This is a genomic window from Aliirhizobium wenxiniae (assembly GCF_014201355.1).
Lineage (GTDB): Bacteria > Pseudomonadota > Alphaproteobacteria > Rhizobiales > Rhizobiaceae > Neorhizobium > Neorhizobium wenxiniae.
The window spans coordinates 1439202-1465766 of the sequence record NZ_JACHEG010000002.1 but is presented as its reverse complement, the minus strand read 5'-3'; the positions used below and the strand labels follow the sequence as shown (position 1 = coordinate 1465766).

At 60.2% G+C, this 26565-nt stretch carries 27 protein-coding genes and 1 other RNA gene; 11 read left to right on the top strand and 17 right to left on the bottom strand.

Annotated elements, in window-relative coordinates:
• Positions 1 to 63: 63 nt before the first annotated feature.
• The 4 genes from infB to rimP all read right to left on the bottom strand — a co-directional run bounded on the left by infB (position 64) and on the right by rimP (position 5945).
• Positions 64 to 2883 carry a translation initiation factor IF-2 gene (infB, locus tag HNQ72_RS15040; protein WP_183992968.1) on the bottom strand — a complete coding sequence of 940 codons (2820 nt, stop codon included), beginning with the start codon at positions 2881 to 2883 and terminating at the stop codon, positions 64 to 66.
• A 100-nt stretch (positions 2884 to 2983) separates the two neighbouring features.
• Entirely contained in the window at positions 2984 to 3673 is a 690-nt protein-coding gene (locus HNQ72_RS15035) for an RNA-binding protein (RefSeq protein ID WP_183992967.1), read from the bottom strand.
• Positions 3670 to 5283: a transcription termination factor NusA gene (gene nusA / locus HNQ72_RS15030; protein ID WP_183992966.1), complete on the bottom strand. Its 1614-nt coding sequence runs from the start codon at positions 5281 to 5283 to the stop codon at positions 3670 to 3672. Before nusA ends, HNQ72_RS15035 begins: the two co-directional genes overlap by 4 nt.
• Positions 5284 to 5351: 68 nt before the next feature.
• A complete protein-coding gene (gene rimP / locus HNQ72_RS15025; RefSeq protein WP_183992965.1) occupies positions 5352 to 5945 on the bottom strand; it encodes a ribosome maturation factor RimP in 594 nt (197 codons plus the stop codon).
• Between the two features lie 234 nt (positions 5946 to 6179).
• Here rimP and HNQ72_RS15020 point away from each other — a divergent pair, with 234 nt between their 5' ends.
• On the top strand, positions 6180 to 7808 hold the full coding sequence (locus HNQ72_RS15020) for an MFS transporter (RefSeq protein WP_183992964.1): 1629 nt from the start codon (positions 6180 to 6182) through the stop codon (positions 7806 to 7808).
• Positions 7809 to 7811: 3 nt separating this feature from the next.
• Positions 7812 to 8270 (top strand): GNAT family N-acetyltransferase, encoded by a 459-nt coding sequence (locus tag HNQ72_RS15015; RefSeq protein ID WP_183992963.1) that lies wholly within the window; start codon positions 7812 to 7814, stop codon positions 8268 to 8270.
• Here the strand turns inward: HNQ72_RS15015 and HNQ72_RS15010 are convergent.
• On the bottom strand, positions 8262 to 9530 hold the full coding sequence (locus HNQ72_RS15010; protein WP_246450323.1) for a lytic murein transglycosylase: 1269 nt from the start codon (positions 9528 to 9530) through the stop codon (positions 8262 to 8264). The genes HNQ72_RS15015 and HNQ72_RS15010 overlap by 9 nt on opposite strands.
• Before the next feature lie 178 nt (positions 9531 to 9708).
• Positions 9709 to 10314, bottom strand: coding sequence for a recombination mediator RecR (recR, locus tag HNQ72_RS15005; RefSeq protein WP_183823894.1), 606 nt, complete (start codon positions 10312 to 10314; stop codon positions 9709 to 9711).
• Positions 10315 to 10370: 56 nt separating this feature from the next.
• On the opposite strand from recR, the gene HNQ72_RS15000 reads away from it, so the two are divergent.
• Both HNQ72_RS15000 and HNQ72_RS14995 read left to right on the top strand, forming a co-directional pair.
• Entirely contained in the window at positions 10371 to 10991 is a 621-nt protein-coding gene (locus tag HNQ72_RS15000; RefSeq protein WP_183992961.1) for an MOSC domain-containing protein, read from the top strand.
• Positions 10992 to 11081: 90 nt separating this feature from the next.
• Positions 11082 to 11693 carry a hypothetical protein gene (locus HNQ72_RS14995; protein ID WP_183992960.1) on the top strand — a complete coding sequence of 204 codons (612 nt, stop codon included), beginning with the start codon at positions 11082 to 11084 and terminating at the stop codon, positions 11691 to 11693.
• Positions 11694 to 11698: 5 nt separating this feature from the next.
• Here HNQ72_RS14995 and HNQ72_RS14990 read toward each other — a convergent pair whose 3' ends face one another.
• The 4 genes from HNQ72_RS14990 to ffs form a co-directional block, all read right to left on the bottom strand.
• Positions 11699 to 12310, bottom strand: a complete 612-nt coding sequence (locus tag HNQ72_RS14990) for a LysE family translocator (protein WP_183992959.1) — start codon at positions 12308 to 12310, stop codon at positions 11699 to 11701.
• A gap of 24 nt (positions 12311 to 12334) precedes the next feature.
• Positions 12335 to 12658 (bottom strand): YbaB/EbfC family nucleoid-associated protein, encoded by a 324-nt coding sequence (locus tag HNQ72_RS14985; RefSeq protein WP_112506836.1) that lies wholly within the window; start codon positions 12656 to 12658, stop codon positions 12335 to 12337.
• Positions 12659 to 12678: 20 nt separating this feature from the next.
• On the bottom strand, positions 12679 to 14565 hold the full coding sequence (locus tag HNQ72_RS14980) for a DNA polymerase III subunit gamma/tau (protein WP_183993158.1): 1887 nt from the start codon (positions 14563 to 14565) through the stop codon (positions 12679 to 12681).
• A gap of 90 nt (positions 14566 to 14655) precedes the next feature.
• An RNA gene (ffs, locus tag HNQ72_RS14975) (signal recognition particle sRNA small type) lies at positions 14656 to 14752 on the bottom strand.
• Between the two features lie 99 nt (positions 14753 to 14851).
• Here ffs and HNQ72_RS14970 point away from each other — a divergent pair.
• The 4 genes from HNQ72_RS14970 (at position 14852) to HNQ72_RS14955 (ending at position 17424) form a co-directional block, all read left to right on the top strand.
• Entirely contained in the window at positions 14852 to 15262 is a 411-nt protein-coding gene (locus HNQ72_RS14970) for an HIT family protein (protein WP_244654364.1), read from the top strand.
• Positions 15259 to 16236: an NAD(+) diphosphatase gene (gene nudC / locus HNQ72_RS14965; protein WP_183992957.1), complete on the top strand. Its 978-nt coding sequence runs from the start codon at positions 15259 to 15261 to the stop codon at positions 16234 to 16236. The genes HNQ72_RS14970 and nudC overlap by 4 nt, the downstream gene beginning before the upstream one ends.
• A 49-nt stretch (positions 16237 to 16285) precedes the next feature.
• Entirely contained in the window at positions 16286 to 16981 is a 696-nt protein-coding gene (locus HNQ72_RS14960; protein WP_183992956.1) for a helix-turn-helix transcriptional regulator, read from the top strand.
• 68 nt (positions 16982 to 17049) lie between these two features.
• Positions 17050 to 17424, top strand: a complete 375-nt coding sequence (locus tag HNQ72_RS14955) for a VOC family protein (protein WP_183992955.1) — start codon at positions 17050 to 17052, stop codon at positions 17422 to 17424.
• Between the two features lie 88 nt (positions 17425 to 17512).
• Here the strand turns inward: HNQ72_RS14955 and HNQ72_RS14950 are convergent, their stop codons facing one another.
• Complete coding sequence (locus tag HNQ72_RS14950; protein WP_183992954.1) at positions 17513 to 18376, bottom strand: prephenate dehydratase; 864 nt, start codon at positions 18374 to 18376, stop codon at positions 17513 to 17515.
• A 14-nt stretch (positions 18377 to 18390) separates the two neighbouring features.
• On the bottom strand, positions 18391 to 19149 hold the full coding sequence (locus HNQ72_RS14945; protein WP_183992953.1) for a 3-deoxy-manno-octulosonate cytidylyltransferase: 759 nt from the start codon (positions 19147 to 19149) through the stop codon (positions 18391 to 18393).
• A gap of 169 nt (positions 19150 to 19318) precedes the next feature.
• On the opposite strand from HNQ72_RS14945, the gene HNQ72_RS14940 reads away from it, so the two are divergent.
• The gene (locus HNQ72_RS14940; RefSeq protein WP_183992952.1) at positions 19319 to 19900 is read left to right on the top strand and encodes a c-type cytochrome; all 582 of its coding nucleotides are present in this window, start codon (positions 19319 to 19321) and stop codon (positions 19898 to 19900) included.
• 65 nt (positions 19901 to 19965) lie between these two features.
• On the opposite strand, the gene HNQ72_RS14935 is transcribed toward HNQ72_RS14940, so the two are convergent.
• On the bottom strand, positions 19966 to 20910 hold the full coding sequence (locus tag HNQ72_RS14935) for an AEC family transporter (RefSeq protein WP_183992951.1): 945 nt from the start codon (positions 20908 to 20910) through the stop codon (positions 19966 to 19968).
• Positions 20911 to 21226: 316 nt separating this feature from the next.
• Between HNQ72_RS14935 and HNQ72_RS14930 the strand changes: the two genes are divergently transcribed.
• On the top strand, positions 21227 to 22219 hold the full coding sequence (locus HNQ72_RS14930; RefSeq protein ID WP_183992950.1) for an adenosine kinase: 993 nt from the start codon (positions 21227 to 21229) through the stop codon (positions 22217 to 22219).
• Here the strand turns inward: HNQ72_RS14930 and HNQ72_RS14925 are convergent.
• Positions 22212 to 22751 (bottom strand): SH3 domain-containing protein, encoded by a 540-nt coding sequence (locus HNQ72_RS14925; RefSeq protein ID WP_183992949.1) that lies wholly within the window; start codon positions 22749 to 22751, stop codon positions 22212 to 22214. The two genes, HNQ72_RS14930 and HNQ72_RS14925, sit on opposite strands and share 8 nt — an antisense overlap.
• Positions 22752 to 22907: 156 nt before the next feature.
• Here HNQ72_RS14925 and HNQ72_RS14920 point away from each other — a divergent pair, with 156 nt between their 5' ends.
• Positions 22908 to 23912, top strand: a complete 1005-nt coding sequence (locus HNQ72_RS14920; RefSeq protein ID WP_183992948.1) for a 2-hydroxyacid dehydrogenase — start codon at positions 22908 to 22910, stop codon at positions 23910 to 23912.
• A gap of 2 nt (positions 23913 to 23914) precedes the next feature.
• Here the strand turns inward: HNQ72_RS14920 and HNQ72_RS14915 are convergent, their stop codons facing one another.
• Genes HNQ72_RS14915 through recF form a run of 3 tightly spaced genes read right to left on the bottom strand, consistent with a single transcriptional unit; the run spans position 23915 to position 26371 of the window.
• Positions 23915 to 24397 (bottom strand): GNAT family N-acetyltransferase, encoded by a 483-nt coding sequence (locus HNQ72_RS14915; protein WP_183993157.1) that lies wholly within the window; start codon positions 24395 to 24397, stop codon positions 23915 to 23917.
• On the bottom strand, positions 24397 to 25203 hold the full coding sequence (locus HNQ72_RS14910) for a molybdopterin-synthase adenylyltransferase MoeB (RefSeq protein WP_183992947.1): 807 nt from the start codon (positions 25201 to 25203) through the stop codon (positions 24397 to 24399). Before HNQ72_RS14910 ends, HNQ72_RS14915 begins: the two co-directional genes overlap by 1 nt.
• A gap of 34 nt (positions 25204 to 25237) precedes the next feature.
• Positions 25238 to 26371, bottom strand: a complete 1134-nt coding sequence (gene recF, locus HNQ72_RS14905) for a DNA replication/repair protein RecF (protein WP_183992946.1) — start codon at positions 26369 to 26371, stop codon at positions 25238 to 25240.
• Positions 26372 to 26565 lie beyond the last annotated feature (194 nt).

The following is a 26565-nucleotide window of genomic DNA, read 5'->3' as shown; positions in this document are numbered from 1 at the left end:
CTCCACATAAAAAAACCGCCGGGAATTTCTCCCCGGCGGTTCCTAACATGACAATTATCAAGCTTAAAGCGTGCGTGTGATGTGTTCCACGCGGAAGCACTCGATCGTGTCGCCGGCGCGGATATCTTCGTAGTTTTCGAAGGCCATACCGCATTCCTGACCCATCGGCACTTCGGCAACTTCGTCCTTGAAGCGCTTGAGCGTCTTGAGCTTGCCTTCGTGGATGACGACGTTGTCGCGGATGAGGCGTACGCCTGCGCCACGTTCGACCTTGCCTTCGACGACACGGCAACCGGCAACTTTGCCGACCTTGGTGATGTTGAAGACTTCCAGGATCTCGGCATTGCCGAGGAAGGTTTCGCGACGTTCCGGCGACAGAAGACCCGACATGGCTGCCTTAACGTCATCCACCAGATCGTAGATGATGTTGTAGTAGCGGATGTCGAGGCCGTTACGCTCGGCGATCGTACGAGCCTGTGCATTGGCGCGGACGTTGAAGCCGATGATTGCGGCATCCGATGCCTCGGCGAGCGAGATATCCGACTCGGTGATTGCACCGGCGCCCGAATGGACGATACGGGCACGAACTTCGTCGGTACCAAGCTTGTCGAGCGACGCGATGATCGCTTCGACGGAACCCTGCACGTCACCCTTGATGACCAGCGGGAATTCCTTGAAGCCGGTATTCTGCAGCTTGCTCATCATCTGCTCGAGTGAACCGCGCTGGCCGGACTGACGGGCAACCGCCTTGTCGCGAGCAAGACGCTGGCGATACTCGGAGATTTCGCGGGCGCGAGCTTCGTTTTCGACGACGGCGAAACGGTCACCGGCCGCAGGCGTGCCGGAAAGACCGAGCACTTCGACCGGGGTTGCCGGACCGGCTTCCTTGACGTGGTCGCCCTTGTCGGTGACGAGAGCACGAACACGGCCCCACTGATCGCCGGCAACGATGATCTGGCCCGGCTTCAGCGTACCCTTCTGGACGAGCACGGTCGCAACCGCACCACGACCGCGGTCGAGCTGGGCTTCGATGACCGTACCTTCGGCAGTACGCGTCGGGTCGGCCTTCAGGTCGAGAATTTCGGCCTGCAGCAGGACGGCTTCGAGTAGCTTGTCGAGGTTCGTCTTGTTCTTGGCCGAAACTTCGACGTCGAGCACTTCACCGCCGAGCGATTCGACGAAGACTTCGTGCTGCAGAAGCTGCTGGCGAACCTTGTCCGGCTTGGCTTCATGCTTGTCGATCTTGTTGATCGCCACGATGATCGGAACACCAGCCGCCTTGGCATGGTTGATGGACTCGATCGTCTGCGGCATCACGCTGTCGTCGGCTGCAACCACCAGGATCGCGATATCCGTCGCCTGCGCACCACGGGCACGCATGGCCGTGAAGGCGGCGTGGCCGGGGGTGTCGATGAAGGTGATCTTCTGACCGTTCTTCTCGACCTGGTAGGCACCGATATGCTGGGTGATGCCACCGGCTTCACCGGACACGACGTTCGCCTGGCGGATGGCGTCGAGCAGCGAGGTCTTGCCGTGGTCGACGTGACCCATGATCGTAACGACCGGCGGACGCGAAACCATTTCGCCCGCATCGTCGGCCTTGTCGAAGATGCCTTCTTCGACGTCGGATTCCGAAACGCGCTTGACGGTATGGCCGAATTCGACGGCGATGAGTTCTGCCAGATCGGCGTCGATGACGTCGCCCGGCTTCATCATCTGGCCTTCCTTCATCAGGTACTTGATGACGTCGACCGCGCGTTCGGACATGCGCTGCGACAGTTCCTGAATGGTGATGGTTTCCGGCAGGATGACTTCGCGGATAACCTTTTCACGGGTTTCCTGCATCTGGCTGCGGCGGAATTTTTCCTGACGGCGGCGCATCGCGGCCATTGAACGGCCACGGGCGTTACCGTCCTCGTCCGAACCGGCAGTGGTGATGGTCAGCTTGCCCTGGCGACGGCCTTCGTCACCCTTCGGGCGTGCCGGCGGCTTGGCAGGAGCCGGAGCGACCACACGGCCACGACCGGGCGCACCGGCGCTGCGGGACGGGCCACGGTCATCATCTTCTTCATTGCCACGGCGGCCACGGACGGCACCCGGCTGCGCTGCCGGAGCCTCAGTGCCGGGGCGCGGCGACTGCGGACGACCGTCCTGCGGGCGACCAGCCGGTGCACGATCACCGGTGCGTTCCGGTGCGCGGGCAACGACCGGAGCCGGTGCAGGAGCAACGGGTTCGGGTTCCGGCTCGGGGGCGGGTTCTGCTGCGCGGCGAGCGGCTTCAGCGGCCTCTTCGGCCTTGCGGGCTTCTGCTTCGGCTGCACGGCGTGCTTCATCTTCGGCACGCTGCTTGGCTTCGATGACTTCGCGGGCCTGCGCTTCCACCAGCGCACGGCGACGGGCTTCCATTTCTCCTGCGGAGAGATCGTGAAGCACGTTCGGGCGGTTCGGCTGGCGGTTCTGCTGGTTCGACTGCTGCGGGCGCTGACCCTGCTGCGGACGCTGGCCCTGTTGCTGGCCGTAGTTCGAGCCCGGACGCTGGCCCTGGTGGGAACCGGAGCGCTGACCCTGCGGCTGTGCCGGGCGCTGTGCCTGCGGCGCAGGCTGGTGCACCGGCGCTGCCGGTTGCGGGCGCGGCTGCTGCGGAGCAGGCTGTGCTGCTGCTTCAACAGGGCGCGGCGCCGGAGCGGCCGGAGCGGCTGCGATCGGGGTAATCGGCTTTTCGTCCTGCGGGCGGGTCGGGCGGCGTTTCACCGTTTCGACGACGACCGCTTTCGTGCGGCCGCGACCCATGTCCTGGCGCACAGTACCCTGGTTCATGCCGGATGGCTTGAGCGAGAGGGTCTTTTTCACGCCGAGTGTCTTGTCGTCTTTGTTGTCGGTCATTCCGTTCCTGTTCCTTCGTACAGGAACGGATGGAAGCCATCAGAACCTGTCGTTCAAGTCGTACAATTCGATCTGCGTCCGGCTAGAGCCGGTGACAGCGTCATGGTTTAGGCATGTCAACGACACCCTTTGTCTGGGGCAGTCCGCCTTTACGGAACTGCTCAAGTAGGTTTGCGCGCTTCACTACACCCTCACCCGCCTGCCCTGCAAGCGCGCAAGCATGGATAAAAGCATTCTCGCCCATCACTTCGTCCAATTCCGCCCCTGTAAGGAGCAGAAAGGCCGGAATGTCATGCTCGGCATCGGTGCCGAATTTCCAGGCCTTGCGGGCCTGATCTATCTTTCGAACTCCGTCCGCCGCTGCATCAGAGGCATGGAAGACGCCGACGGCGGCTCCCGAGCGGACTGCGGCATCGACTTTCATCGCGCCGGAAACGAACTGGCCCGCCTTGCGCGCCATGTTCATCATCCCGGCAAGGTCGGCGACCAGAAGCCGATCGACCAATGCCCCGAGATCGTCAGCCGCCTTCGTCTCGCTCTTGAAGGCGCGCGAGAACAGCTTCCGCTTCACGGCCCGGTCGACAAGCTCCCGTTCCGCCTTGATCCAGCAACCCCGTCCGGGAAGCTGCCGTTTCAGATCCGGCACCACGCTCCCGTCAGGAGCGCGGACGAACCGGATAAGGTCCTTCGGGTCAGTCGCCTCACGGGTGACGATGCAGGTACGGTCGTTCACGACGAAATCGTCCGGCCAAGCATCTGCATCATCCGCACCATTGTCGTCCGCGATCATTCCTGATCGGCGGCGACGGCCTCCTCCTCGGCCTCATCATCAGCCTGCCCGTTGGCGAGATCCTCTTCAGTGATCCAGCCTGCAAGCAGACGGGCCTGGACGATCATGTTTTCAGCCTCGACACGGGAAACGTCGAACTTCGAGAACGTGCCTTCGAACTTCTTCGTCTCGCCGTCCTTGCGTTCCGACCAGCCGACGAGATCGTCAGCAGCGCAGCCGGCGAAGTCTTCGACCGTCTTGATGCCTTCTTCGCCGAGCGCTACCAGCATCTGGGCGGTAAGACCTTCGATCTGCTTCAGTTCGTCCTGGACGCCGAGCGAAACGCGCTTGGCATCGTTTTCAGCTTCGATACGCTCCAGATATTCGCGGGCGCGGGTCTGGATTTCGTTGGCGGTGTCTTCGTCGAAGCCGTCGATCGACGAGATTTCGTCGAGATTGGTGTAGGCCAGTTCCTCGACCTGAGCAAAGCCTTCCGAAGCAAGCACCTGGCCAACCATTTCGTCGACATCGAGAGCTTCCATGAACAGGTTGGTGCGCTCGTTGAATTCCTTCTGACGGCGTTCCGATTCTTCGGCTTCCGTCATGATGTCGATATCCCAGCCGGTCAGCTGCGAAGCGAGGCGAACGTTCTGGCCGCGGCGGCCGATGGCGAGCGACAGCTGCTCGTCCGGAACCACGACTTCGATACGCTCTGCATCTTCGTCGAGAACGACCTTGGCGACTTCAGCCGGCTGCAGGGCGTTGACGATGAAGGAAGCCGGATCCTGGCTCCACGGAATGATGTCGATCTTTTCGCCCTGCAGTTCGCCGACAACGGCCTGAACGCGCGAACCGCGCATACCGACGCAGGCGCCGACCGGATCGATCGACGAGTCGTTCGAGATGACGGCGATCTTGGCGCGCGAACCCGGGTCACGGGCAACCGACTTGATCTGGATGATGCCGTCGTAGATTTCCGGCACTTCCATGGTGAACAGCTTCACCATGAACTGCGGATGGGTACGCGACAGGAAGATCTGCGGGCCGCGCTGTTCGCGACGGACGTCGTAGACATAAGCGCGAACGCGGTCGCCGTAACGCATGTTTTCGCGCGGGATCATCTCGTCGCGACGGATGATGCCTTCGCCACGGCCAAGATCGACGATGACGTTGCCGTATTCGACGCGCTTGACGGTGCCGTTGACGATTTCGCCGACGCGATCCTTGAACTCGTCGAACTGGCGGTCACGCTCGGCTTCGCGCACCTTCTGGACGATGACCTGCTTGGCCGACTGCGCGGCAATACGGCCGAAATCCATCGGCGGCAGCGGATCGGCGATGAAGTCGCCAATCTTGGCGTCGACATTGCGGTCGCGGGCCAGAACCAAAGGGATCTGCGTTCCGTAGTCTTCGGCGACTTCAACGACCTCAAGAAGACGCTGCAGGCGGATTTCGCCGGTCTTGGAATTGATGTCGGCGCGGATGTTGGTTTCCGAACCGTAGCGCGAGCGTGCGGCCTTCTGGATGGCGTCAGCCATCGCAGCCAGCACGATTTCGCGGTCGATGACCTTTTCGCGGGCCACTGCATCTGCGATCTGCAGAAGTTCAAGCCGGTTTGCGCTCACTGCCATTGTCGTTGGTCTCCGTAGGTCCAATTCTGGCGGCCTTCCCTCCTCGGAAAGGCCAGTGTGTTGGTCGATTATTCTTCGTCTTCAGCTTCGTCGTTCTGGTTCGCGGCCTGCTGCTTGGCGAGCTTGTCGGCTCTCAGCGCATCGCGGATCAGATCGTCCGTCAGAATCAGCTTGCCTTCGGCCAGCGCCGAGAACGGGATGACGACCCGCGGCTCCTCGCCATAGGCGACCTGGTCGCGCTCGACGGTGAAGCCTTCTTCGTTGACGTCGGCAATCTTGCCGCGGAAACGCTTCTTGTTGTCGATCATGATCGACGTTTCGCATTTCACCAGATGGCCGGTCCAGCGGGCAAAATCCGACTTGCGCACCATCGGCCGGTCGATACCGGGCGAGGACACTTCGAGATGATACTCGCGATCGATCGGATCTTCCACATCAAGAACGGGTGAGATGGCGACCGATACGGCTTCGCAGCCTTCGACATCCATCGTGCCATCATTGCGCTCGGCCATGACCTGCAGGGTCATGCCGTTCAGGTTCAGCATGCGCACACGGACTAGACGGTAATCCATGGCGGTCAGTACCGGCTCGATGATTTCGGCGATCCTGAGGTCGAGACCTGTCTCGACGATGAGACGCGGCTCGTGGTCTGTCTGCTGCATAAGCTCTCCGGTTCAATCCCCGCTCAAAGTGCGGGTTGAAGCGATCGCCTAACAAAAAAGAGCGGGTCCGGTGTGGGCCCACTCTTCATCGGACGATCAAGAATATGGGCTGCATATACGCGCTTGGACCGGCAATTGCAAGACTTCCGCATTTCCGCCATTCAAAGCTGGAATTAGCCTGATCGACGTCTATAACCGGTTCAGAGAGTCGGGAAGAGGAGCAAGAGCCACATCGTGCCGGACAGGATAGCAACACTCGCGCCGTTCAAGAACCAGACCTTCCGCACAATATGGATAGCGAGCCTTGCATCGAATTTCGGTGGCTTGATTCAGGCCGTCGGCGCCGCCTGGATGATGACCTCGATCTCCAATTCGCAGGACATGGTGGCGCTCGTCCAGTCTTCCACCACACTGCCGATCATGATGTTCTCGTTGATCGCAGGGGCTCTCGCCGACAATTTCAACCGACGCAGTATCATGCTGACGGCGCAGTTGTTCATGCTGGCTGTTTCGATCGCCCTGACCATCTTTGCCTATCTGGACCTGCTGACGCCCTGGCTGCTTCTCTGTTTCACATTCCTGCTCGGTTGCGGCGTGGCGCTCAACAATCCCGCATGGCAGGCGTCCGTCGGCGATATCGTTTCTCGTGAAATGCTGCCCCAGGCCGTGACGCTCAACAGCGTCGGCTTCAATATTACCCGCAGTGTCGGACCGGCGATCGGCGGCGCTGTCGTCGCAGCGGCAGGTGCAGCAGCGGCCTTCGCTCTGAATGCCGCAAGTTACGTTGCGCTCATGTATGCGCTGCTGCGCTGGAAGCCGGAGCGCCGCGACGATGCGTTGCCGCGCGAAACGCTTCTGAGAGCGCTTTCGGCAGGCCTCGGTTATGTTTCCATGTCACCGAACATCCTCAATGTTCTCTTGCGCGGCATGCTCTTCGGTTTTTCTGCCAGCGCCATCCTGGCGCTTTTGCCGATCGTCGCGCGTGATCTCGTCTCGGGCGGACCGTTGACATACGGCATCATGCTCGGCTGTTTCGGCGTAGGCGCGATCGGTGGCGCCATGTCGAATGCGCGACTGCGCGAAAAGCTGACGAGCGAGAGGATTGTCCAGTTCGCTTTCCTCGGCTTTGCGGCAAGTTCCTCCGTCATCGCGCTCAGCACCAATACCGCGCTGACGGCACTCGTGCTGATCGTGCCGGGGGCGTGCTGGGTTCTGGCCCTTTCGCTTTTCAACACGACCGTGCAGCTGTCGGCACCGCGCTGGGTTGTCGGCCGCGCATTGTCCTTCTACCAGACGACGACATTCGGCGGCATGGCGGTCGGCAGCTGGATCTGGGGCGTTGGTGCTGAAAATCTCGGTGTTTCGGTGTCCTTGAGCCTCGCCAGCCTTGCAATGCTCGTGGGTGGGCTTGCCGGCTTGAGAAACCCGCTGCCGCAATTTACCGATGTCGACCTGAGCCCGCTCAACAAATTCAATGAACCGATGCTGCGGCTCGACCTGCAGCCACGAAGCGGCCCGATCGTATTGCAGATCGACTATGAGATCGCCGAGCAAGATATTCCCGAATTCCTCACCCTGATGGCGCGCCGCCGCCGGGTTCGCATTCGCGACGGAGCACGCCAATGGGCCTTGATGCGCGACCTCGAACATCCGGAAATCTGGACGGAGACCTATCACACCGCGACCTGGGCCGATTATGTCCGCCATAACCGCCGCCGCCTGCAGATCGACGAAGAAATCTGGGACGCGATCCGGAAGCTTCACAGGGGCGTGGAGGGACCGCGGGTCCACCGCATGATCGAGCGGCAGACGATCCCGCCGAAAGACGATATCTTCCACAAGCACCATGTCGATCTGCATTGAGGCATGTCGATGTTCCGCAAGGCAAACTCCGCCGATCTGCCCGAAATCATCGCGCTTCTGGCGGATGATCCGCTCGGCGCAGCCAGAGAAGCTGCGTTCGGGGCGGTAGATCAGTCTTACCGCGAGGCTTTTGCCGCAATTGAAGCCGATCGCAACCAATTGCTGGTCGTTGCGGTCGATGACGATGAAAAGGTGATCGGCTGCTTGCAGCTTTCCTTCATTCCCGGCTTGTCACGCAAGGGCATGTGGCGAGGCCAGATCGAAAGCGTCAGGATTGCCGCTGACCATCGCGGCAATGGGTTGGGTGCAGCCATGATCGAATGGGCCGTGGAGCAGGTCAGAAAAAGAGGCTGTGGCCTTCTGCAACTGACCTCGGACAAGCGGAGGCCGGATGCGATCCGCTTCTACGAAAAACTCGGTTTTGTCGCCAGCCACGAAGGCTTGAAGCTTGACCTATCGTAGCTTGGCCTTCAGCGACGCATCCGGATAGCAGGTCGGAGAGATGCCGGCCTTTGCCTGCCAGTCGCCGAGCGATCGGCGGGTCTTGAAGCCTGGTAATCCATCGACATTGCCGACGTCATAACCCTTGGCGACCAGCGCCTTCTGCATGGCAAGCACGTCTGAGCGCAGCATCTTGCCGACATCGCCCCACTTGGCCTGGAACGACCCGCCGCCATGAGCGATGCGATCGGCCAGATTGCCGATGAACAGCGCGTAGAGGTCGGAATTGTTATATTCCTTCAGCACGTAGAAATTCGGCGTGACGATGAATTCCGGCCCGTTGCGGCCGGCCGGCAGAAGCATCATACCCTGTGCCTTCATTTCCGAAGCCGGAAACGCCTTGCCGGAAATCCGCGTAATTCCGGTCGACGCCCAGGCGGAAATCGGCTTGGCGAGATCAGGCCCCTCCTGCGCGCAGGACACATTTTCAGGGATGGATACTTCGAATCCCCAGTCGCGACCTGCCTGCCAGCCTTCGTGTTTCAAATAGTTGGCTATGGATGCCAGTGTGTCCGGCACCGAATTCCAGATATTCGGATGGCCGTCCTTGTCAAAGTCGACCGCATATTTCAGGTAGCTCGTCGGCATGAACTGCGGCTGGCCGAGCGCTCCGGCCCAGGATCCCTTTATCGTCGCAGCACTCACATCGCCGCGCTCGATCATTGTCAGCGCCGCGATCAGTTCTTCGCGGAACATCGGCTTGCGGGTCGACATGAAGGCCTTGGTGGCCAGCACTTCGATCGCAGAATAGGGCAGTTTCGCCTTTCCGAAACCGGATTCACGGCCCCATACGGCAATGATGATCTCGCCGGGAACGCCGTAGGCGGCTTCGATCTTCTTCAGTCCGGCGGCATAGGTGCCGGCAAGCCCGCGCCCTGCAAGTCCGAGAGTCTGCAGCCGGTTCTCGTTGAAATAGGCGCCGGGAGAGGAAAATTCAGCCTGGCTCTGGTCCTGCTGCTTCGGCGGCTTGGAGCCGGGCGGCACGAGATCCGGCAGGCTCCAGTTGAGCTTGATGCCATCAAATGCGGCGTTAAGCGTCTTGTCCGAAATCCCCGCCTTGCGGGCTTCGGGACCAAGATCACTGGCGATCCACCGTTGGAACTGGCGTTCGACATCAGGCTTGCTTTGGGCAAGTGCGGGGAGGGGAAGGAGGGTGAGGAGTGCAGCGAACAGCACGCTTGCTGTTTGCGCGAGCAAGCCCCCCTCTGCCCTGCCGGGCATCTCCCCCACAGCTGGGGAGATCACAAGCGGTTGGACCTTCGCCTTCAAAGAATCCGTATTCCCAGCGGACACGTTGCTTTGGGTCGGAGAGCTCACACCCAGCTGATCTCCCCCCTTGTGGGGGAGATGGCAAGCAGGCCAGAGGGGGGTGAATTTCCGCATCCGTTGCCTCCAGAGATCAGATCGCCGTGCGTGCCCGAAGCGCTGCGGTCAGCGTGCCTTCGTCGAGATAATCGAGTTCGCCGCCGACCGGCACGCCATGGGCAAGTCTGGTGATCTTGACGTTGAAATCGGAAAGCTGGTCGGTGATGTAATGCGCCGTTGTCTGCCCCTCGACCGTTGCGTTGACCGCGATGATGATCTCCTTGACGGTGCCTTCGCTGACGCGATCGACAAGCGCCCGGATATTGAGGTCGTCGGGACCGACACCGTCGAGCGGCGACAGCGTGCCACCGAGAACATGGTAGGCGGCATTCATCGCACCGGCGCGCTCCAGCGCCCAGAGGTCGGAAACGTCTTCGCAGATGATCAGCATCGAGTGGTCACGGCGGATGTCGGTGCAGACGGTGCAGGGATCGGACGTATCGACATTGCCGCAGCGCGAGCAGATCTTCACCTTGTCATAGGCCTCGCCCATCGCAAGCGATAGCGGACCGAGCAGCTGATCCTTCTTCTTGATCAGATGCAGCGCTGCCCGGCGCGCAGACCGCGGACCTAGGCCCGGGACTTTCGCCAGAAGCTGGATGAGTTTTTCGATTTCGGGGCCGGTGACTCGCTTTGCCATGTTCTCCCTTTAGCCCATATGTCGGTTGAACGGAAAGACCGAAGGACCAGGGCTGCATGAAACTTCTCGCGATCTGCATCGGCCAGGCGGAACGGTTGCCCGGAAAGAGCTACAAGACCGGCATCTACAAGACACCGGTAAACGGTCCCGTCCTGATCGATCAGCTCGGCCTGGTCGGGGATGTCGTCTGCAACAAGAAGCACCATGGCGGACCGGATCAGGCGATCCTGCTCGAGGGATCGTTGACGCTTGCTTGGTGGGCCGCTGAACTCGGTCGCGACCTGCCGCCTGGAACATTCGGCGAGAACCTCGTCATCGAAGGTCTCGACAATCGGGACGTGGCAGTGGGTGACCGGTTTCACCTCGGGGAGATCGTGCTGGAAGCCACCTCTCCCCGCGCGCCCTGCAACACGCTTGCCGCTCGTATGGAGGATCCGAAATTCTCCAGGACATTTCTAAAAGCAGGTCGGCCCGGCATCTATTGCAGGGTCATTACGCCGGGAAGCCTCCAGATCGGAGACATGGTGAGGCATGAGTTTTATGCCGACGAGCGCGTACCTGTTTCCGAACTCCTGAATTCAGCAGGGCGGAAAGTGTCGGATGCGGAGAGGAACCGCTTTCTCTCGGTGCCGATCGGTATCCGTTGGAGAGAACGATTTCAGCTTGCTCCTAATTAAAAGGTAATCACGAAGCCGTGATGTTTGGTGATGTGGTTGCTTAGAGTTAAGGCCCTATACCGCTTAATCGATGGCTATGCGGAGCTTTGTATGAGTTTTCTAAGACGCATCCCTTTCGGTTTTTTGTCCGGCGCGCTGATCGTCCAGCTCGCGACGGCAGGCGCAGCTGCGGCCGAGGAGACTGATGTAGAGCATTCGCTCTTCACCTTCGGCGGAGCAATGGTCGATGGAGACATGGCGGAATCGGCCAATCCCTTCGGCGTCGATTACGAGGATCATCCGATCTTCGGGATTGGCTACCAGTTCTTTCCCTACAGTATCGGGTCGGTGAAGCTGGGCCTTGAAGCAGGCCTCGCCGGGCGCTTCGGCGGCAATACCAATGCAGAGATCTGGGGTGGTGTGGTCGGCCGTTACGATGCGATCGAGATCGCCAACACGATCCGTATCATTCCGTCCTTCACATTCGGCCTGAGCCATGTGACCGAAACGATGGATGGACGCGAAAAGAAGAACGAAGAGACGCGCGACGGCGATGCCTCGACGCTCTTTTATCTTGGCCCGGAATTGAGCTTCAGCACCGTTTCTCGCCCGGAGCTTGAGGTTTTCTGGCGCCTGCACCACCGCTCCGGCGCATGGGGCACGCTTGGCGACATGCATGGTGGTTCGAACGCCAATGTCGTCGGCGTCAGATATAATTTCTGAGGTTTTTATCGGGTCGCGATTGCCGCGGCCGCGCCGGCCATGGTGCCTGCGGAAACCCGGTTGGCTATTTTTAGCGCCCGGGGGCTTTTGAGGAATTGCCGCGCCTTGTTCGCCAGCGTGATCCAGACGATGTCGACGGTCGCAAGCACGATCAGCATCGCGGCGACCAGTTCCAGCCATCCGACCATCGTGACGCCGTGGAGGTCGATGATAGACGGCAAAAGCGCGACGTAGAACATCATGATCTTCGGATTGCCGAGCGTCACGGTCAGTCCGGCAAAGAACATTTTTGCCGCAGATCGGCTTTCCGGCAGTTCGCCGTCAGCGCCGTCCGTTCGGGCAAACCACATTTTCCAGGCGAGAAAAAGGAGATAGGCGACGCCTATCCACTTGATCGCAACGAAGACGGGCTGAAAACTCTCGGCGATGGCCGAAAGCCCGGCAACCGCAAAGGACAGCCAGACGGTCTCACCGACCCACATCGCCATCAGGAAGGGCAGCACGTCGCGCCAGCCCTTGGTCAGCACGCGCGAGACAAGTGCGGCGATGCTGGGGCCGGGAGACCCCGCCGCGACGAACAGCGCGGCGGCGAATACGAGCAGGGAAGCCAATGTCATCCGAACCGCCCTTTCAATGTGAAATCAGAACGGCAGCTTCATGCCGGGCGGGATCGGCAGGCCGGCGGTCAGTTCCTTGGTCTTTTCGGCGGTGATCTGCTCGGCACGATCCTTGGCCGACTTGTGTGCGGCAACGATCAGGTCCTCGAGGATCTCGATATCGTCTTCCTTGAACAGCGACGGATCGATCTTCAGGCCGAGCATTTCGCCCTTGCCGTTCATCTTGACGGTGACGAGACCGCCGCCGGCAGTGCCTTCGACTTCAAGAGCGGCGATATCCGCCTGCATCTTTTCCATCTTGGCCTGCATTTCCTTGACCTTGCCCATCATGCCCATGATGTCGCGCATCGGTAATTCCTCTTCTTCTCTTATAGCTCGATGTCGTCGCCGGGCAGGATGTCGCCCTCGGCGGATTCCGCGATGGCCGGTGCCGGCGCATCCTCGACTTCGTTGTCTTCCTCAAGCACGCGAATTCTGACGTCGGTGATCTTGGCGCCGGGAAACTGCGACAGGATCGCCGCGACATCCGGATCGGAGCGCGCATCGGTCATTCGTGCTTCGCGAGCGCTGGCATCAGCCTCCACCAGCGTCGGCTCACCCTCGTCCTTGCTCAGCGAAACGATCCAGTGAATACCGGTCCAGTCCTTCAGCTTGACGCCGAGTTCACCGGGCAGCGTACCGGGACCACCCTCCGTCATGCGGATATCGAGGCGGCCGGGTTCGATCTTAACCAACCGCACGAAATTGCGCACCAGCGCCTTCAGTCTCGGATCGCGGTTTTCGGTGCAGAGATCGACGATGTCATGCAACGAGCGGACGGCAACCTTCGGCTCCGGTTTCTCTGACGGGCGTTCTTCGATGCGGCCGACGGGCATCTCCCGTGGCGTCGTGTTCGGCACCGCCTGCAGCATGGCTGTCGGTCCGCCGGATGGAGCGCGCTGGCCGCCATCGAAGCCACGGGCGTTGACGGTCGCCTGCTGCGCCATCTGTGTGCCGCGCCCGCCGCCATTTCCGCCGCCGCCATTGGGCATAGGCTGGCCATCGCTACTGGCAAAATCCGCCAGCCGCCGCGCCGCATCCTCGGGAGAGGGGAGCGATGCCGCATGCGTCAGCCGGATCAGCACCATTTCGGCAGCACCTGCCGGGCGCGAAGAACCTTCAGCCTCCGGAATGCCCTTGAGCAGCATCTGCCAGATACGCGACAGCGCGCTGACCGCAACATTTTCGGAAAACTCCCGGCCGCGCACGCGCTCGACTTCGCTCAGCGAAGGATCGTCGGCAGCTTCGGGGATATATTTGAACCGGGTGACCAGATGAGTGAAATCGGCCAGATCCGTCAGGACGACGACCGGATTGGCGCCGGCCTCGTACTGCGCGTTGAATTCGGAAAGCGCCGCCGTGATGTCGCCCTTCACGATATGCTCGAACAGATCGACGATACGTGCGCGGTCGGCAAGGCCCAGCATGCCGCGCACGGTATCGGCATGCACGCTGCCGCCGCCATGGGCGATCGACTGGTCGAGCAGCGACAGGCCGTCGCGGGCGGAGCCTTCTGCAGCACGCGCGATCATCGCCAGAGCTTCCTGCTCGGCTGGCACGCCTTCCTTCTCAAGAATCGTGGAGAACAGACCGACCAGATCGGCAGCGCTGATCCGGCGCAGGTCGAAGCGCTGGCAGCGCGACAGGACGGTGATCGGAACCTTGCGGATTTCCGTCGTCGCGAAAATGAACTTCACATGCTCCGGTGGCTCTTCGAGCGTCTTCAACAACCCGTTGAAGGCCTGCGTCGAGAGCATGTGCACTTCGTCGATGATATAGACCTTGTACCGCGCCGAAACCGGGCGGTAGCGCACCTGCTCGATGATCTCTCGGATATCGTCGATACCGGTATGAGACGCGGCGTCCATCTCGAGCACGTCGACATGCCGGCCTTCCATGATCGCCTGGCAATGTTCGCCAGGTTCACGCAGGTCGATCGTCGGGCGGTCGATTTCGGCCGTCTTGTAGTTCAGCCCACGGGCGAGAATGCGTGCGGTGGTCGTCTTGCCGACGCCGCGCACGCCCGTCAGCATATAGGCCTGGGCAATGCGGCCGGTCTCGAACGCATTGGTCAGCGTACGGACCATCGGCTCCTGGCCGACCATCAGGTCGGAGAAATCCTTCGGCCGGTATTTGCGGGCGAGTACCCGATATCCGGTACTGCCCGAAGGGGCAGGGGAAGAGGGATTGATCGATGTCGGCCCGCTGTCGCTCATAAGGTCCTGACTATAGGCCCTCGGGCCTGTACGGGCCATTCCGGCAGTCAGGCGATCTTGACCGGACCGGGTGTTGACCAAGATGAGAAGGTGGGAGGCTGGCACGGCGACCCGTGCCGGGCTCGTTAGGGCTGCTTCCTTCCGGACCTGACCCGGTTGGCGAGTGGCTCGTCCACCACCAACCTCCCGCCGCACATATCGGCAAAAACGCTTCCAAATGCAAGCCAACCCTGTAAAAAACTATCGGAAGCAAAAATCACAACAACGAAAATGCCGGGAGGACCGCTTGCGCGCCTTTGAACTGGACCCACGGCTTGCCAGAGATACCGAGCTCGTGGAAAGCCTCGGCCTCTGTCAGCTCAGGATGATGAAGGACAGCCGCTGGCCCTGGTTCATGCTGGTGCCGCAGCGCAATGACGTGAGCGAGCTGTTCCAGCTGACGCCGCTCGACCAGGCGCTTCTGACCTTCGAGACCAACATGGTCGCGGCCGCGCTTAAAAAGGCCACGGGAGCCGAAAAGATCAATGTGGCTGCTATCGGCAATATCGTTCGCCAGCTGCATGTGCATATCGTCGCACGGTCCGACGGCGATCCGAACTGGCCCGGCCCGATCTGGGGTTATGGTCAAGCGGAACCTTATGAAGATGCAGCCAAGCAGTCGTTGATCAAAAGCCTGACGGAAAATCTCGTATCATGACAAGAAAACTTTTCGAGACGGACGCACCCCATCCGGAGCCTGGCAATCTGACTGCCTTTTCCGGCAACAGGCTCGACCGAAGGGCCGAGTATCGCGCGGATGATTGTATCAGCGAGGCGCTCGCGATCGACGGCACCCATATTCTCGCCTTCGCCGGCGCAAAGCTCATTCTCAAGCACGACGAGCAGGTTCTAGACCCGCTTTTTGCGGCTTATGAACTGGCGGAACTTAAGCCCGATTTCGACAATGCCATCCTGCTTGGCTACCGCGAAAACGGCGAGCCGCGTGTGGCGATACCGGTCGATGGCCCGGCGGAAGAACTCGCCGGCCAGTACAAGCCCACCGATGCCCGTGCGCTCTACCGCGAAGCGCTGATCGACGCGGAACTGCAGGGCGAGGTCGCCCAGGCGATCTCGCTTCTGTCTTGGAACGCCGCCAACCGCTTCTGCGGCAAATGCGGCTCGTCGACGGAAATGAAGATCGGCGGCTACAAGCGGGTCTGTACTCAGTGCCAGCACATGATGTTCCCGCGCACCGATCCGGTGGTGATCATGTTGACGGTCGATCAGGAAAACGATCGCTGCCTGCTCGGTCGCAGCCACCATTTTCAGGAGGGCATGTATTCCTGCCTTGCCGGTTTCGTCGAACCGGGCGAGACGATCGAACATGCGGTGCGCCGCGAGACGGTCGAGGAATCGGGCATCGAGGTTGGTCGGGTGCGTTATCATGCGTCCCAGCCCTGGCCGATGCCGCACTCGCTGATGATCGGCTGTTACTCCGAAGCCATTTCGACCGAGATCACCATCGATCCGCAGGAAATGTCGGATGTCCGCTGGTTCACCCGTGACGAGGTCAGGCACATGCTCGACGCTGGCCCGGATATGAAACCCTTCGGCCCGGCCAGCGGCGCGATCGCCTATCGGCTGATGAAGGACTGGATCGACTGGCCGGACGAGCAATCGGGCGTCGCTTGAGTAACAGTTCCGCGGCCCGATTGAGCAGGCCGGAAACCGGAGGCGCCTGATGACAGTGGCCCGCTCGGAGCGCCTTCTTGTCCTCCTGCAGGTCATGCGGCGGTATCGGCAGCCGGTCAGTGGCGCAACGCTTGCCGCCGAAACTGGCGTCAGCCTCCGTACACTCTACCGCGATATCGCCAGCCTGCAGGCGCAGGGGGCTTTGATCGAGGGGGAGGCGGGGCTCGGCTATGTCCTGAAGCCCGGTTTCATGTTGCCGCCGATGATGTTTTCGCAAGAGGAGATCGAGGCGCTCGTGCTCGGCTCCCGCTGGGTTGCGAAAATGGCGGATCCCATACTCGCGGCAGGTGCCGTGGATGCGTTGCAGAAGATCGCCGCAGTCCTGCCGGCAGAACTCAAGGAAGAGATCGACAACTCCACGCTGCTTGTGGCTGCGCCGCGAAACAGGGAAGACAGGAGCGATCTGGCGATGATCCGCAAGGCGATCCGCGCCGAACACATGCTCCACCTTGCCTATGAGGATGAAAGGGGCGCGCTGACGGAGCGCCGCGTCTGGCCTTTTGCGCTCGGTTTTTTCGACAGTGTGCGGGTGATGGTCGGCTGGTGCGAGCTGCGCCAGGGATTTCGACATTTCCGCACGGACCGCATCATCTCCGCGGTCTCGACAGGAAAGCGTTACCCGCGCCGTCGCCCGGCATTGCTGAAAGAGTGGCGACGGGCGGAAGGCATTCCCACGCCGGGCTAGATCGCTGCTGACAGAATTTGACAGCATGGTGGAATAAATTCCGGTCAGTCTCAACAAGGAGCACTGACATGGTTCATCCTGATTTCACTATTCTTTTCGTCGACAATCCGTTTGCAAGCGCCGCATTTTACCGCGATCTGCTCGGCGTCGAACCGGTGGAAAGCTCACCGACATTCGCACTCTTCGTCCTGTCCAACGGCTTGAAGCTCGGTCTGTGGTCTCGCCATACGGCACAGCCGGCTGTGACGGCAGAAAGCGGCTCGGTGGAAATATGCTACCGGCTCGAAAAGCCTGCTGATGTCGATCGTATTTATAGCGATTGGGCGAGTAAGGGTCTGCGCGTCCTGCAGACGCCGGTGGAGCTGGACTTCGGCTACACCTTCGTCGTGACTGATCCCGATGGTCATCGACTGCGGGTCTATGCAAGGAGCGAAGCAGCTTGAAACACGAAAGGCGGCGTAGAACACGCCGCCTTTTACAAATCACCGGTTAGGATACCCTGCCTCTTTCGGCTTGGCGCGTTGAAGCGCCTTACGCTTTCTGCAGCGCGCCGCGCATCGGGTGGCCCTTGTAGCTGCCGAGGATGCGGACTTTTTCGGAGAAGAACCGCAGTTCTTCCAGCGCGCGGCGCACCGGTGCATCGTCCGGATGGCCTTCGATATCCGCATAAAACTGCGTCGCCACGAACTTGCCGCCCAGCTGATAGCTTTCGAGCTTGGTCATGTTGATGCCGTTGGTGGCAAAACCACCCATTGCCTTGTAGAGGGCTGCGGGGATGTTGCGGACGTTGAAAACGAAGGTCGTGACGATCACGTCTTCCGGATCGTTGCGCTGTACCCACTTCTCGTCGCGCGAGAGAACGACAAAGCGGGTCACGTTGTTTTCCGTGTCTTCGACGTTTTCGGCCAGAATCTCGAGCTTGTAGAGATCGGCAGCAAGACGCGGGGCAAGCGCTGCCATTGAGTGGTCGCCTTTTTCCGCCACCATCTTGGCGGCACCCGCCGTATCGCCGGCAACGACGGCTTTCCAGCCGTTCGAGCGGATGATCTTGCGGCATTGGCCCAGCGCATGGATGTGGCTGTGAACCGTGCGGATTTCGTCATGCTTGACGTCCGGCAGAACCATCAGCTGGAAGCGGATCGGCATGAAATATTCGCCGATGATATGCAGCCGCGATTCCGGCAGCAGCGTGTGGATATCCGCCACGCGACCGGCAATCGTGTTCTCGATCGGGATCATAGCCAGATCGGCTTCGCCGCTTTCGAGCGCCTGGAAGGCATCTTCGAAGGTCGCACAGGGCAGTGGCTCCATATCGGGGAACATGTCGCGGCAAGCCATGTCGGAATTGGCGCCGTAGTCGCCCTGGAAGGCAATGCGATTGGTCAGCGTGGTCATCGTGGGCCTCTTTTTCAGGATTGGCGCGACATCAGGATTGCACGGGCTTTCTCAAGGTCTGCCGGTGTGTCGACGCCGAGCGGAATCGAGTGCACGATCTCGGCATCGATCCGCATACCGGCTTCAAGCGCCCGAAGCTGCTCCAGCCGCTCGCGCATTTCCAACGGCGAGGGGCCGAGCGCGACGAATTTTTCCAGAGCCGCGCGGCGATAGGTGTAAAGGCCGATGTGATGGTAAAGCGGGCCATCACCATAGGGAGCGGTCGCGCGGGTGAAATAGAGTGCCTTCAACCGGGTTTCGGAAATCGGCGAGCCGACGATCTTCACCACATTGGGATTGGTTTTCTCGTGTTCGTCGGTGATTTCGACCGTCAGAGTCGCGATGTCGGTCGAGGGGTTGTCGAGCAGCGGTTGAAGTGAAGCACGTACCACGTCCGCCTCGATCGTCGGCAGGTCGCCCTGGACGTTGATGACGAATTCAGCCTTGCCATCCGGGTCAGCCTTCTGCAGCGCCTCGTAGATGCGATCCGAGCCGGACTGGTGATCCTGGCGGGTCATGACGACATCGAAACCGGCTGCCTTGACGACATCGAAAACGACCTGTTCATCGACGGCGACGACAACACGTCCAGCTTTTGCTTCCTCGGCGCGCTTTGCCACCTGAACGATCATCGGCAGGCCGGCGATGTCGGCAAGCGGCTTGTTCGGCAGTCGCGTCGAGGCCATTCGGGCCGGGATCAGGACCAGTGTTTTTTCTGCTGCCGGTTGTGTCATCGAAGGCCTTCTGTTCTCGCGTCAAGAGTGTCAAATAGTCTCATGCGGCGCGTTTTGTTTCCAATTGCAACGATTTGGCAAAAGACATAGCTTCCGCGCGATTGCAAGATGGCCGTTTGTACCGCAAGTTGGTCCCAAGGGTAGCCAACGAGATGGGAAGGAGCTCTGGATGAACCCCTACGTGAATATGTCGGTCGGCGCGTTGCTGGCCACTGTTTTTGTGATGATGTCGGTTTCGATCGCTTCGGAGGGTATTTTTCATTCTCCGACTCCTGAAAAGGAAGGCTTTGCCATTGCCGCAGCTGAAGAAGCAGCCGGTGGTGAGGCGGCCGCAGCCGAAGCAGCCCCTGCCGCCGTGCCTGTCGGCCAGCTTTTGGCGAGTGCAGATGCCGCAGCCGGTGCTGCAGTTTTCAAGAAGTGTCAGAGCTGTCACTCCATCGAGAAGGGAGGGCCGAACAAGGTTGGCCCTGATCTCTGGGGTCTCGTGAATCGCCCGGTCGCCACGCATGAGGGCTTCTCCTATTCGGCCGGCATGAAGGACTTTTCCAAGGGTGGCCAGGAAACCTGGACCTTTGACCATCTCAACCACTTCCTTGCCGGCCCGAAGGCTTACGTGAAGGGCACGGCCATGGGCTTTGCCGGTATCAAGAACGACAAGGAACGCGCCAATCTGCTCGCCTATATCCGCGAGCAGTCCGACACCCCGGCGCCGCTGCCGGATCCGAACGCGCCGGCGCCGGCAACGAACTGATTTGCACTGCCGAATTTAAAGTCTGACGCCCGGTCCAGCCGGGCGTTTTGCATTCTGTTCTCACGTCAGGTGAGTAGCCACGCCCACATGCTGACGGAGATGACGCCGAAGGCGGTCGTAATGCTGATGACGGAGGCCGCGAGGCTCTGGCTGGAGCGAAATCGCTGGGCAATCAGCCAGGCATTGATGCCCGTTGGAACAGAGGAAGTCAGAACCAGCGCAGCTGTCCAGTCTGGCCGCAGGTTGAGCATATGGCAGGCACCGAAGACGGATGCGGGCAGGATGAAAAGCTTGAGCAGCGCTGAACTGGTCGAAAGCCCAAGGTCACCCTTGATCGGATAGCGGGTCAACGCCATCCCGATGGAAATCAGCGCAGCCGGGCTGGCTGAGCCGGCAATCTGATCGACGACCAGGGCAATGGGTGCATTCATCGACAGGCCGGAAAGATTGAAGGCAAGCCCGAGTGTCAAGGCGATGACGAGCGGGTTGCGAGCAAGGTTTGTCCCCACCTGCTTGAGCACGGCGACAATACCGCGGGCAGCGGTGCCATCCACCTTGGCTGAGGCGCTTTCCATAAGCACTGTACCGACAATCATCATGATCGGCAGATGGATTGCGAGAAGGATGGAGATGGCAACAAGCCCATCTTGTCCGACGATATGATCGACCAGCGGAAGGCCGATGAAGACATTATTGGCGAAGCTTGCCGACATGCCTGCAATCACGGCAACTTTGGCATCACGCCCGAAGGCGCGTTTGGCCATAAATGCCCCGATGGTCCAGGTGATCGCGACACCTATAAAATAGGCGGTCCACAGTCTGAAGGGCGAAACGCCTTCGAAATGCGCGGTTGCTAGCGTGCGGAAGATCAGCATGGGAACGGCGATCTTGAAGACAAATTCGCCCAGCGCATCGCCGGTCTCCGCTTTGAGAAGGCCGGATTTGGCGATCAGCCAGCCGAGCAGAATGAGAATGAAGACCGGGAGGACATTGGCGAGGACGAGCGACACGGTAGGACCTTGGAATATTCCGATCCTATGCGTCTAGCGCATAAGCCTCCGAGCAACAAATGCATATATGCAACCGTGCTCTGATCCAGATCTATAACGGAATGAAAAATCCGGCAGTCAGCCGCCAGTACATCCGTGGCAGCCAACCTTACCGGACGGGATCAACATATGCGAAAACCGTGACGGCCAGATGACAGATGATAAACCTGAACCAATCCGATGCGCGGCTGGCATGGACGCAAAACATTTCTTCTTCCCTTGGCCGGAAAAGGCCACTACCCATGGCGCAGCTTGAACGCAAAAGGAAGAAGACTGAATGCCAAAGTTCGACGTGCTGACCATCGGCAACGCCATCGTCGATATCCTCGCCCGTTGCGAGGATTCGTTTCTTGAAGACAATGCGATCATCAAGGGCGCCATGAACCTTATCGATGCCGAGCGCGCCGAATTTCTTTATTCAAAGATGGGACCTGCAGTCGAGGCGTCGGGTGGTTCGGCCGGCAATACGGCTGCCGGCATTGCAGGTTTCGGCGGCAAGGCCGCCTATTTCGGCAAGGTTGCCGAGGATCAGCTGGGCCAGATCTTCCAGCACGACATCCGCGCGCAGGGTGTTCACTACCAGACAAAGCCGGATGGTCTTCATCCCCCCACGGCTCGTTCGATGATCTTTGTCACGCCCGATGGCGAACGGTCGATGAACACCTATCTCGGTGCCTGCGTCGAACTCGGCCCCGAGCATGTTGAGGAAGAAGTCGTAGCCGAAGCCAAGGTCACCTATTTCGAGGGTTATCTCTGGGACCCGCCGCGCGCCAAAGACGCCATCCGCGAGGCAGCGCGCATCGCCCATGAAAACGGCCGCGAAGTGTCGATGACGCTTTCCGACCCGTTCTGCGTCGGCCGTTACCGCGCCGAATTCCTGGATCTGATGCGTTCAGGCACCGTCGATATCGTTTTCGCCAACAAGCATGAACTGCTGTCGCTCTACGAGACGGAAGATTTCGAACTGGCTCTTGGCAAGATCGCCGCAGACTGCAAGCTGGCCGCGGTCACGCTCAGCGAAGAGGGTGCGGTCATCGTCCGCGCAAGCGAGCGGGTAAAGATCGATGCCTATGCTATCGATGAACTGGTCGATACGACGGGTGCCGGCGATCTCTTCGCCTCCGGCTTCCTCTACGGCTATACGCAAGGCCGTTCGCTGGAAGACTGCGGCAAGCTCGGTTGCCTAGCTGCAGCTGAAGTTATCCAGCAGATCGGCCCGCGTCCGCTGGTATCGCTGAAAGAAGCAGCAGCTGAGGCGGGCCTTATTTAAAGGCTTCGCCCGGGTAAACACCCCAGACTTCGCCTTGGGCTACCCAGCCCTCGGCACCACCGGTTTCCGCCTGGCACCAGTCGCCGTTGCATTCCTTGATGGTAAGCTGAACACCCGGCTGAAGCTTCGCGATGATCGCGGCCGAGCTTTGCGGGTCGCGGCGCATGTTGACATAGATGTCCTGGCCCTTCCCGCGCATCCATGGAGCCGCAACTGCCGTACGCTCGCCCGAAAGCAGCGCCTGGTTCACCCAGCCCTCGGTGCCCTCAGCGTCACGCACGCGCCGCCAGTTGTCATATTCCTGGATGATTTCCATGGGCGTACCTGCCTTCATGTACATCCATGAAACCGCATAATCGGTGCTCGGCCCGATACGGATATTGACTTTCTTTGATTTCAGACTGGCAAAACGCGGTAGCGGCAGGCCGCTTGCACCTTTTGCAGCGCCCTGTGCATAGACAGGCACGATAGCGGAGAGCGTTGCGATCAGGGGAAAGCAGATGGCTACGATGATGATGATGAGGCGGCGCATTTTTGTGGATCCTGACTGACGATCCGCGGATGTGCTTCATGGCCCGTTTGCGAGGTTTTGTTTGTCTTCGCCGGTGGGTCTGCTAGAACGCCCAAGGATAGGATCGACTATCGCGCGACTTGGTTAATGACCTGCTAAAATTGCGGTGGCGGAGCGATGACTGCGAAGAAAAGACCCAGGGTTTATATCACGCGCAAGCTACCGGACGCCGTCGAGACGCGCATGCGCGAACTCTTCGACGCCGAGCTCAACATCGATGACCGGCCGCGTTCACGCGAAGAGCTTGCGGCCGCGATGGCGAGTGCCGACGTACTTGTACCGACAATCGCGGACAAGATCGATGCCGAGCTTCTGGCCTCAGCAGGTCCGCAACTGAAGCTTATTGCCGGTTTTTCCAACGGTACGGATCACATCGATGTCGATGCGGCGGCTGAGAAGGGCATTACCGTCACCAATACGCCGAACGTCCTGACCGAGGACACGGCGGACATGACGATGGCGCTCATCCTTGCCGTCAACCGTCGCCTTGCTGAAGGCTCGCGTATTTTGACCGACAATCCCGGCGATTGGGCCGGCTGGAGCCCGACCTGGATGCTCGGACGCCGGATTTGGGGCAAACGGATCGGTATTATCGGGATGGGCCGGATCGGCACTGCGGTCGCAAGACGCGCCAAGGCTTTCGGCCTATCCATCCACTATCATAACCGCAAGCCGGTCAATCAGGCGACAGAGAGCGAACTGGAGGCGACCTATTGGGACAGCCTCGACCAGATGCTGGCCCGCGTCGATATCGTTTCGGTGAATTGCCCGTCGACACCCGGAACCTTTCATCTTGTGTCAGCCCGGCGCCTTGCGCTGATGCAGCCGACGGCGATCATCGTCAACACGGCGCGTGGCGACATCATCGACGAGATGGCGATGATCAAGCTTCTGCGTGAAGACAAGATCGCCGGTGCTGGCCTCGACGTTTATCAGAACGAGCCGGCGATCAACCCAAAACTCGTCAAGCTTGCGAATGAAGGCAAGGTCGTTCTGTTGCCCCATATGGGTTCGGCCACGATCGAGGGCCGGATCGACATGGGCGATAAGGTCATCATCAATATCCGAGCCTTTTTCGACGGTCATCGCCCGCCGAACCGTGTTCTGCCCGGCCGGAATTGAATTCAGGCCGGGGTCGGCTCGAGCTGCTTGCGCATTTCGATGAAGGTGATCCGGTCAAAGCCCGGATGAGACTTTTCTGCCGTCTTCTGAAATCCCCAGCGGCCGAAGGTCGTGTGGTTGCCGACAAGCTCGATGCGCGTTTCCAGCCTGAGCGCCGGCAGATTCAGTTCATGCGCAGTATCTTGCGCAACCTTCAGCAGCCGGCGGCCGACCCCCTTGCCTTGTTGACCCGGCGCGACCGCGAGTTTCCCGACATAAAGGCAATCGGTTTCGGGTTTCAGGAACACGCAACCGACCAGACAGTTTTCCTCCAGGGCGGCGAATGCAATCTCGCTCGTGGCCTTTTGCGCGAGTGAGGCAAGTGTCAGCCGGTGTGCCGAGGAGGGCGGATCGATGATCTCGTCCATGTAGGAGAAGGAAGAGAGGATAAGCGCGAGCAATTCGTCCCAGCGGCCAAAGCCGTTGTCGATCCTGATAATGGTGATCATTCTGCCGACGACCTCTTTCTGCGTTTGTATCTGATCGTGTCGAACCGGGCCGAAAGCGCATCGTAGAGCATCAGTCGGCCGACGAGCGGTTCGCCGATGCCGGTGATCAGCTTGATGACTTCCATCGCCATCAGAGTGCCGATGACGCCGGTCAGAGCCCCGACCACGCCGGTCTCCGCACAGGCAGGGATCAATCCTTCCGGCGGCTTTTCGGGAAACAGGTCGCGATAGGTCGGGTTGAGCACGCCGTCTGCGCTGCTCTCATAGGGCTTGAGCGCCGTGACGGAACCATCGAAGCGCCCGACGGCGCCGGTGACGAGCGGGATCCTTGCCGTCTCAGCGGCGTCCGCCGCCGCATATCGCGTATCGAAATTGTCGGACCCGTCGACAAGAAGATCGAAGCGCGGCAGATGCAGCCTCGCCCATTCGGGCGAAAACCGTTCCTCGAAATCGACGACCCGGACATGCGGATTGAGGCGGGCGATCTTGTCGCGCGCGCTTTTCGTCTTCATTTCGCCGATCGTGCCGGAATCATGGATCACCTGGCGCTGCAAATTGGAAAGCGATACCCGGTCGTCATCGGCGATGCCGATCGTGCCGATACCGGCTGCGGCGAGATATTCCAGCACGGGGGCACCAAGGCCACCGGCGCCGATCACCAGAACACGGGCGGCTTTCAGCTTCTGTTGGCCGGTTCCGCCGATTTCCGGCAGCAGGATATGGCGTTTGTAACGCTCGATCTCGTCCGGGGTGAGTGCCGTCTCCGGCAGTTGCGAAGCCTGGTTTTCCATGATCGATTTCATATCACCACCACCTCTTCCGGTTAAGCATCTATCGTCAGGCTTTTCCCGGCGTCACGCTTCCATGGCTCACCGTAAAGAACTGTGCGCGGTCTCCGAGGGCTACAAACATCGATTGGTCGGTGCCGGTCATAAAGGCCTGTCCGCCGAGCCCATCTACCAGATCGAACAATGTCGCACGCCGCCCCTCATCGAGATGCGCGGCGATTTCGTCGAGCAACAGGATAGGTGCGAAACCGGTCATATCCGCCGTCAATCGGGCATGGGCGAGAATGAGCCCGATCAGCAATGCCTTCTGCTCTCCGGTGGAGCATCGCGAAGCCTCGATATTCTTCTCCTGATGGCGCACGAGAAGATCGACGCGGTGCGGGCCTTCGAGTGTACGGCCCGCGGCTGCGTCACGCCCGCGTCCGTTGCGCAGGGCGATAAGATAATCCTCTTCCAGATCAGCCGCCGGGCGATCCATGCCGCCATCCATGAAACCTTCGAGTGCCAGGGCCGGTGTCGGGAACGGTGTCTCGGCGGAATTGACCGAGAGAGACTGGAGCAGGCCCAACATTTCATGCCGTGCGGCAGCCATGGCTATCCCGAGTTCCGCCATCTGCGTTTCTATCGCCGTCAGCCACGCAGGATCAAAGCGCCCCTCCGAAAGAAGTCGGTTACGGCTGCGCATGGAACGCTCGAAGTCGCTTGCCCTTCGAGCGTGGGTGGGATCGAGCGAAAGCACAAGCCGGTCGAGAAAGCGCCGCCGGTCCGATGACGAGCCGGTAAACAGCCCATCCATCGACGGCGTCAGCCACAACACGTTCAGATGGTCGGAAAGCTCCTCGGTGGATTTGGCCGGCGTGCTGTTGATCCTCAGCTTGCGGCTGACACTCTCGCCGTCACCCGGCTCTGTGCCCGTGCCGATTGCAACCTCGCCCTGCATTCCGTCGAGATCGACAAAGATGGCAAAACCTCCGTCAGCACCCACCCGTGTCACGTCAGTAAGCACGGCGCGCCTGAAACCTCGCCCGGGTGAAAGGAAGGATATTGCCTCCATCAGGTTGGTCTTGCCGGCACCGTTTTCTCCCGTCAGCACCACATGCCTGCTGTCGAGCACAAGCGAAGCTGCCGCGTAATTGCGGAAGTCGGTAAGCTTAAGCCGTGAGATCGAAGTCTTTTGCGCCATGGAGAATCGCGGTTTGCCTGTTGCACAGGAGCTAAGGATTTGCATGGCAGAACGCAAGCGATTGGATCGATTGAGCCAGTGAACCCGCCCCGCGTGATGTCCCCAGCGACTAAAGTCCCAATTCTTCGTCCGTTAGTATATCGGCAACAAGTTATGATTAATGAAAGCTTAGGGTGATTGGATAACAGTGAGTT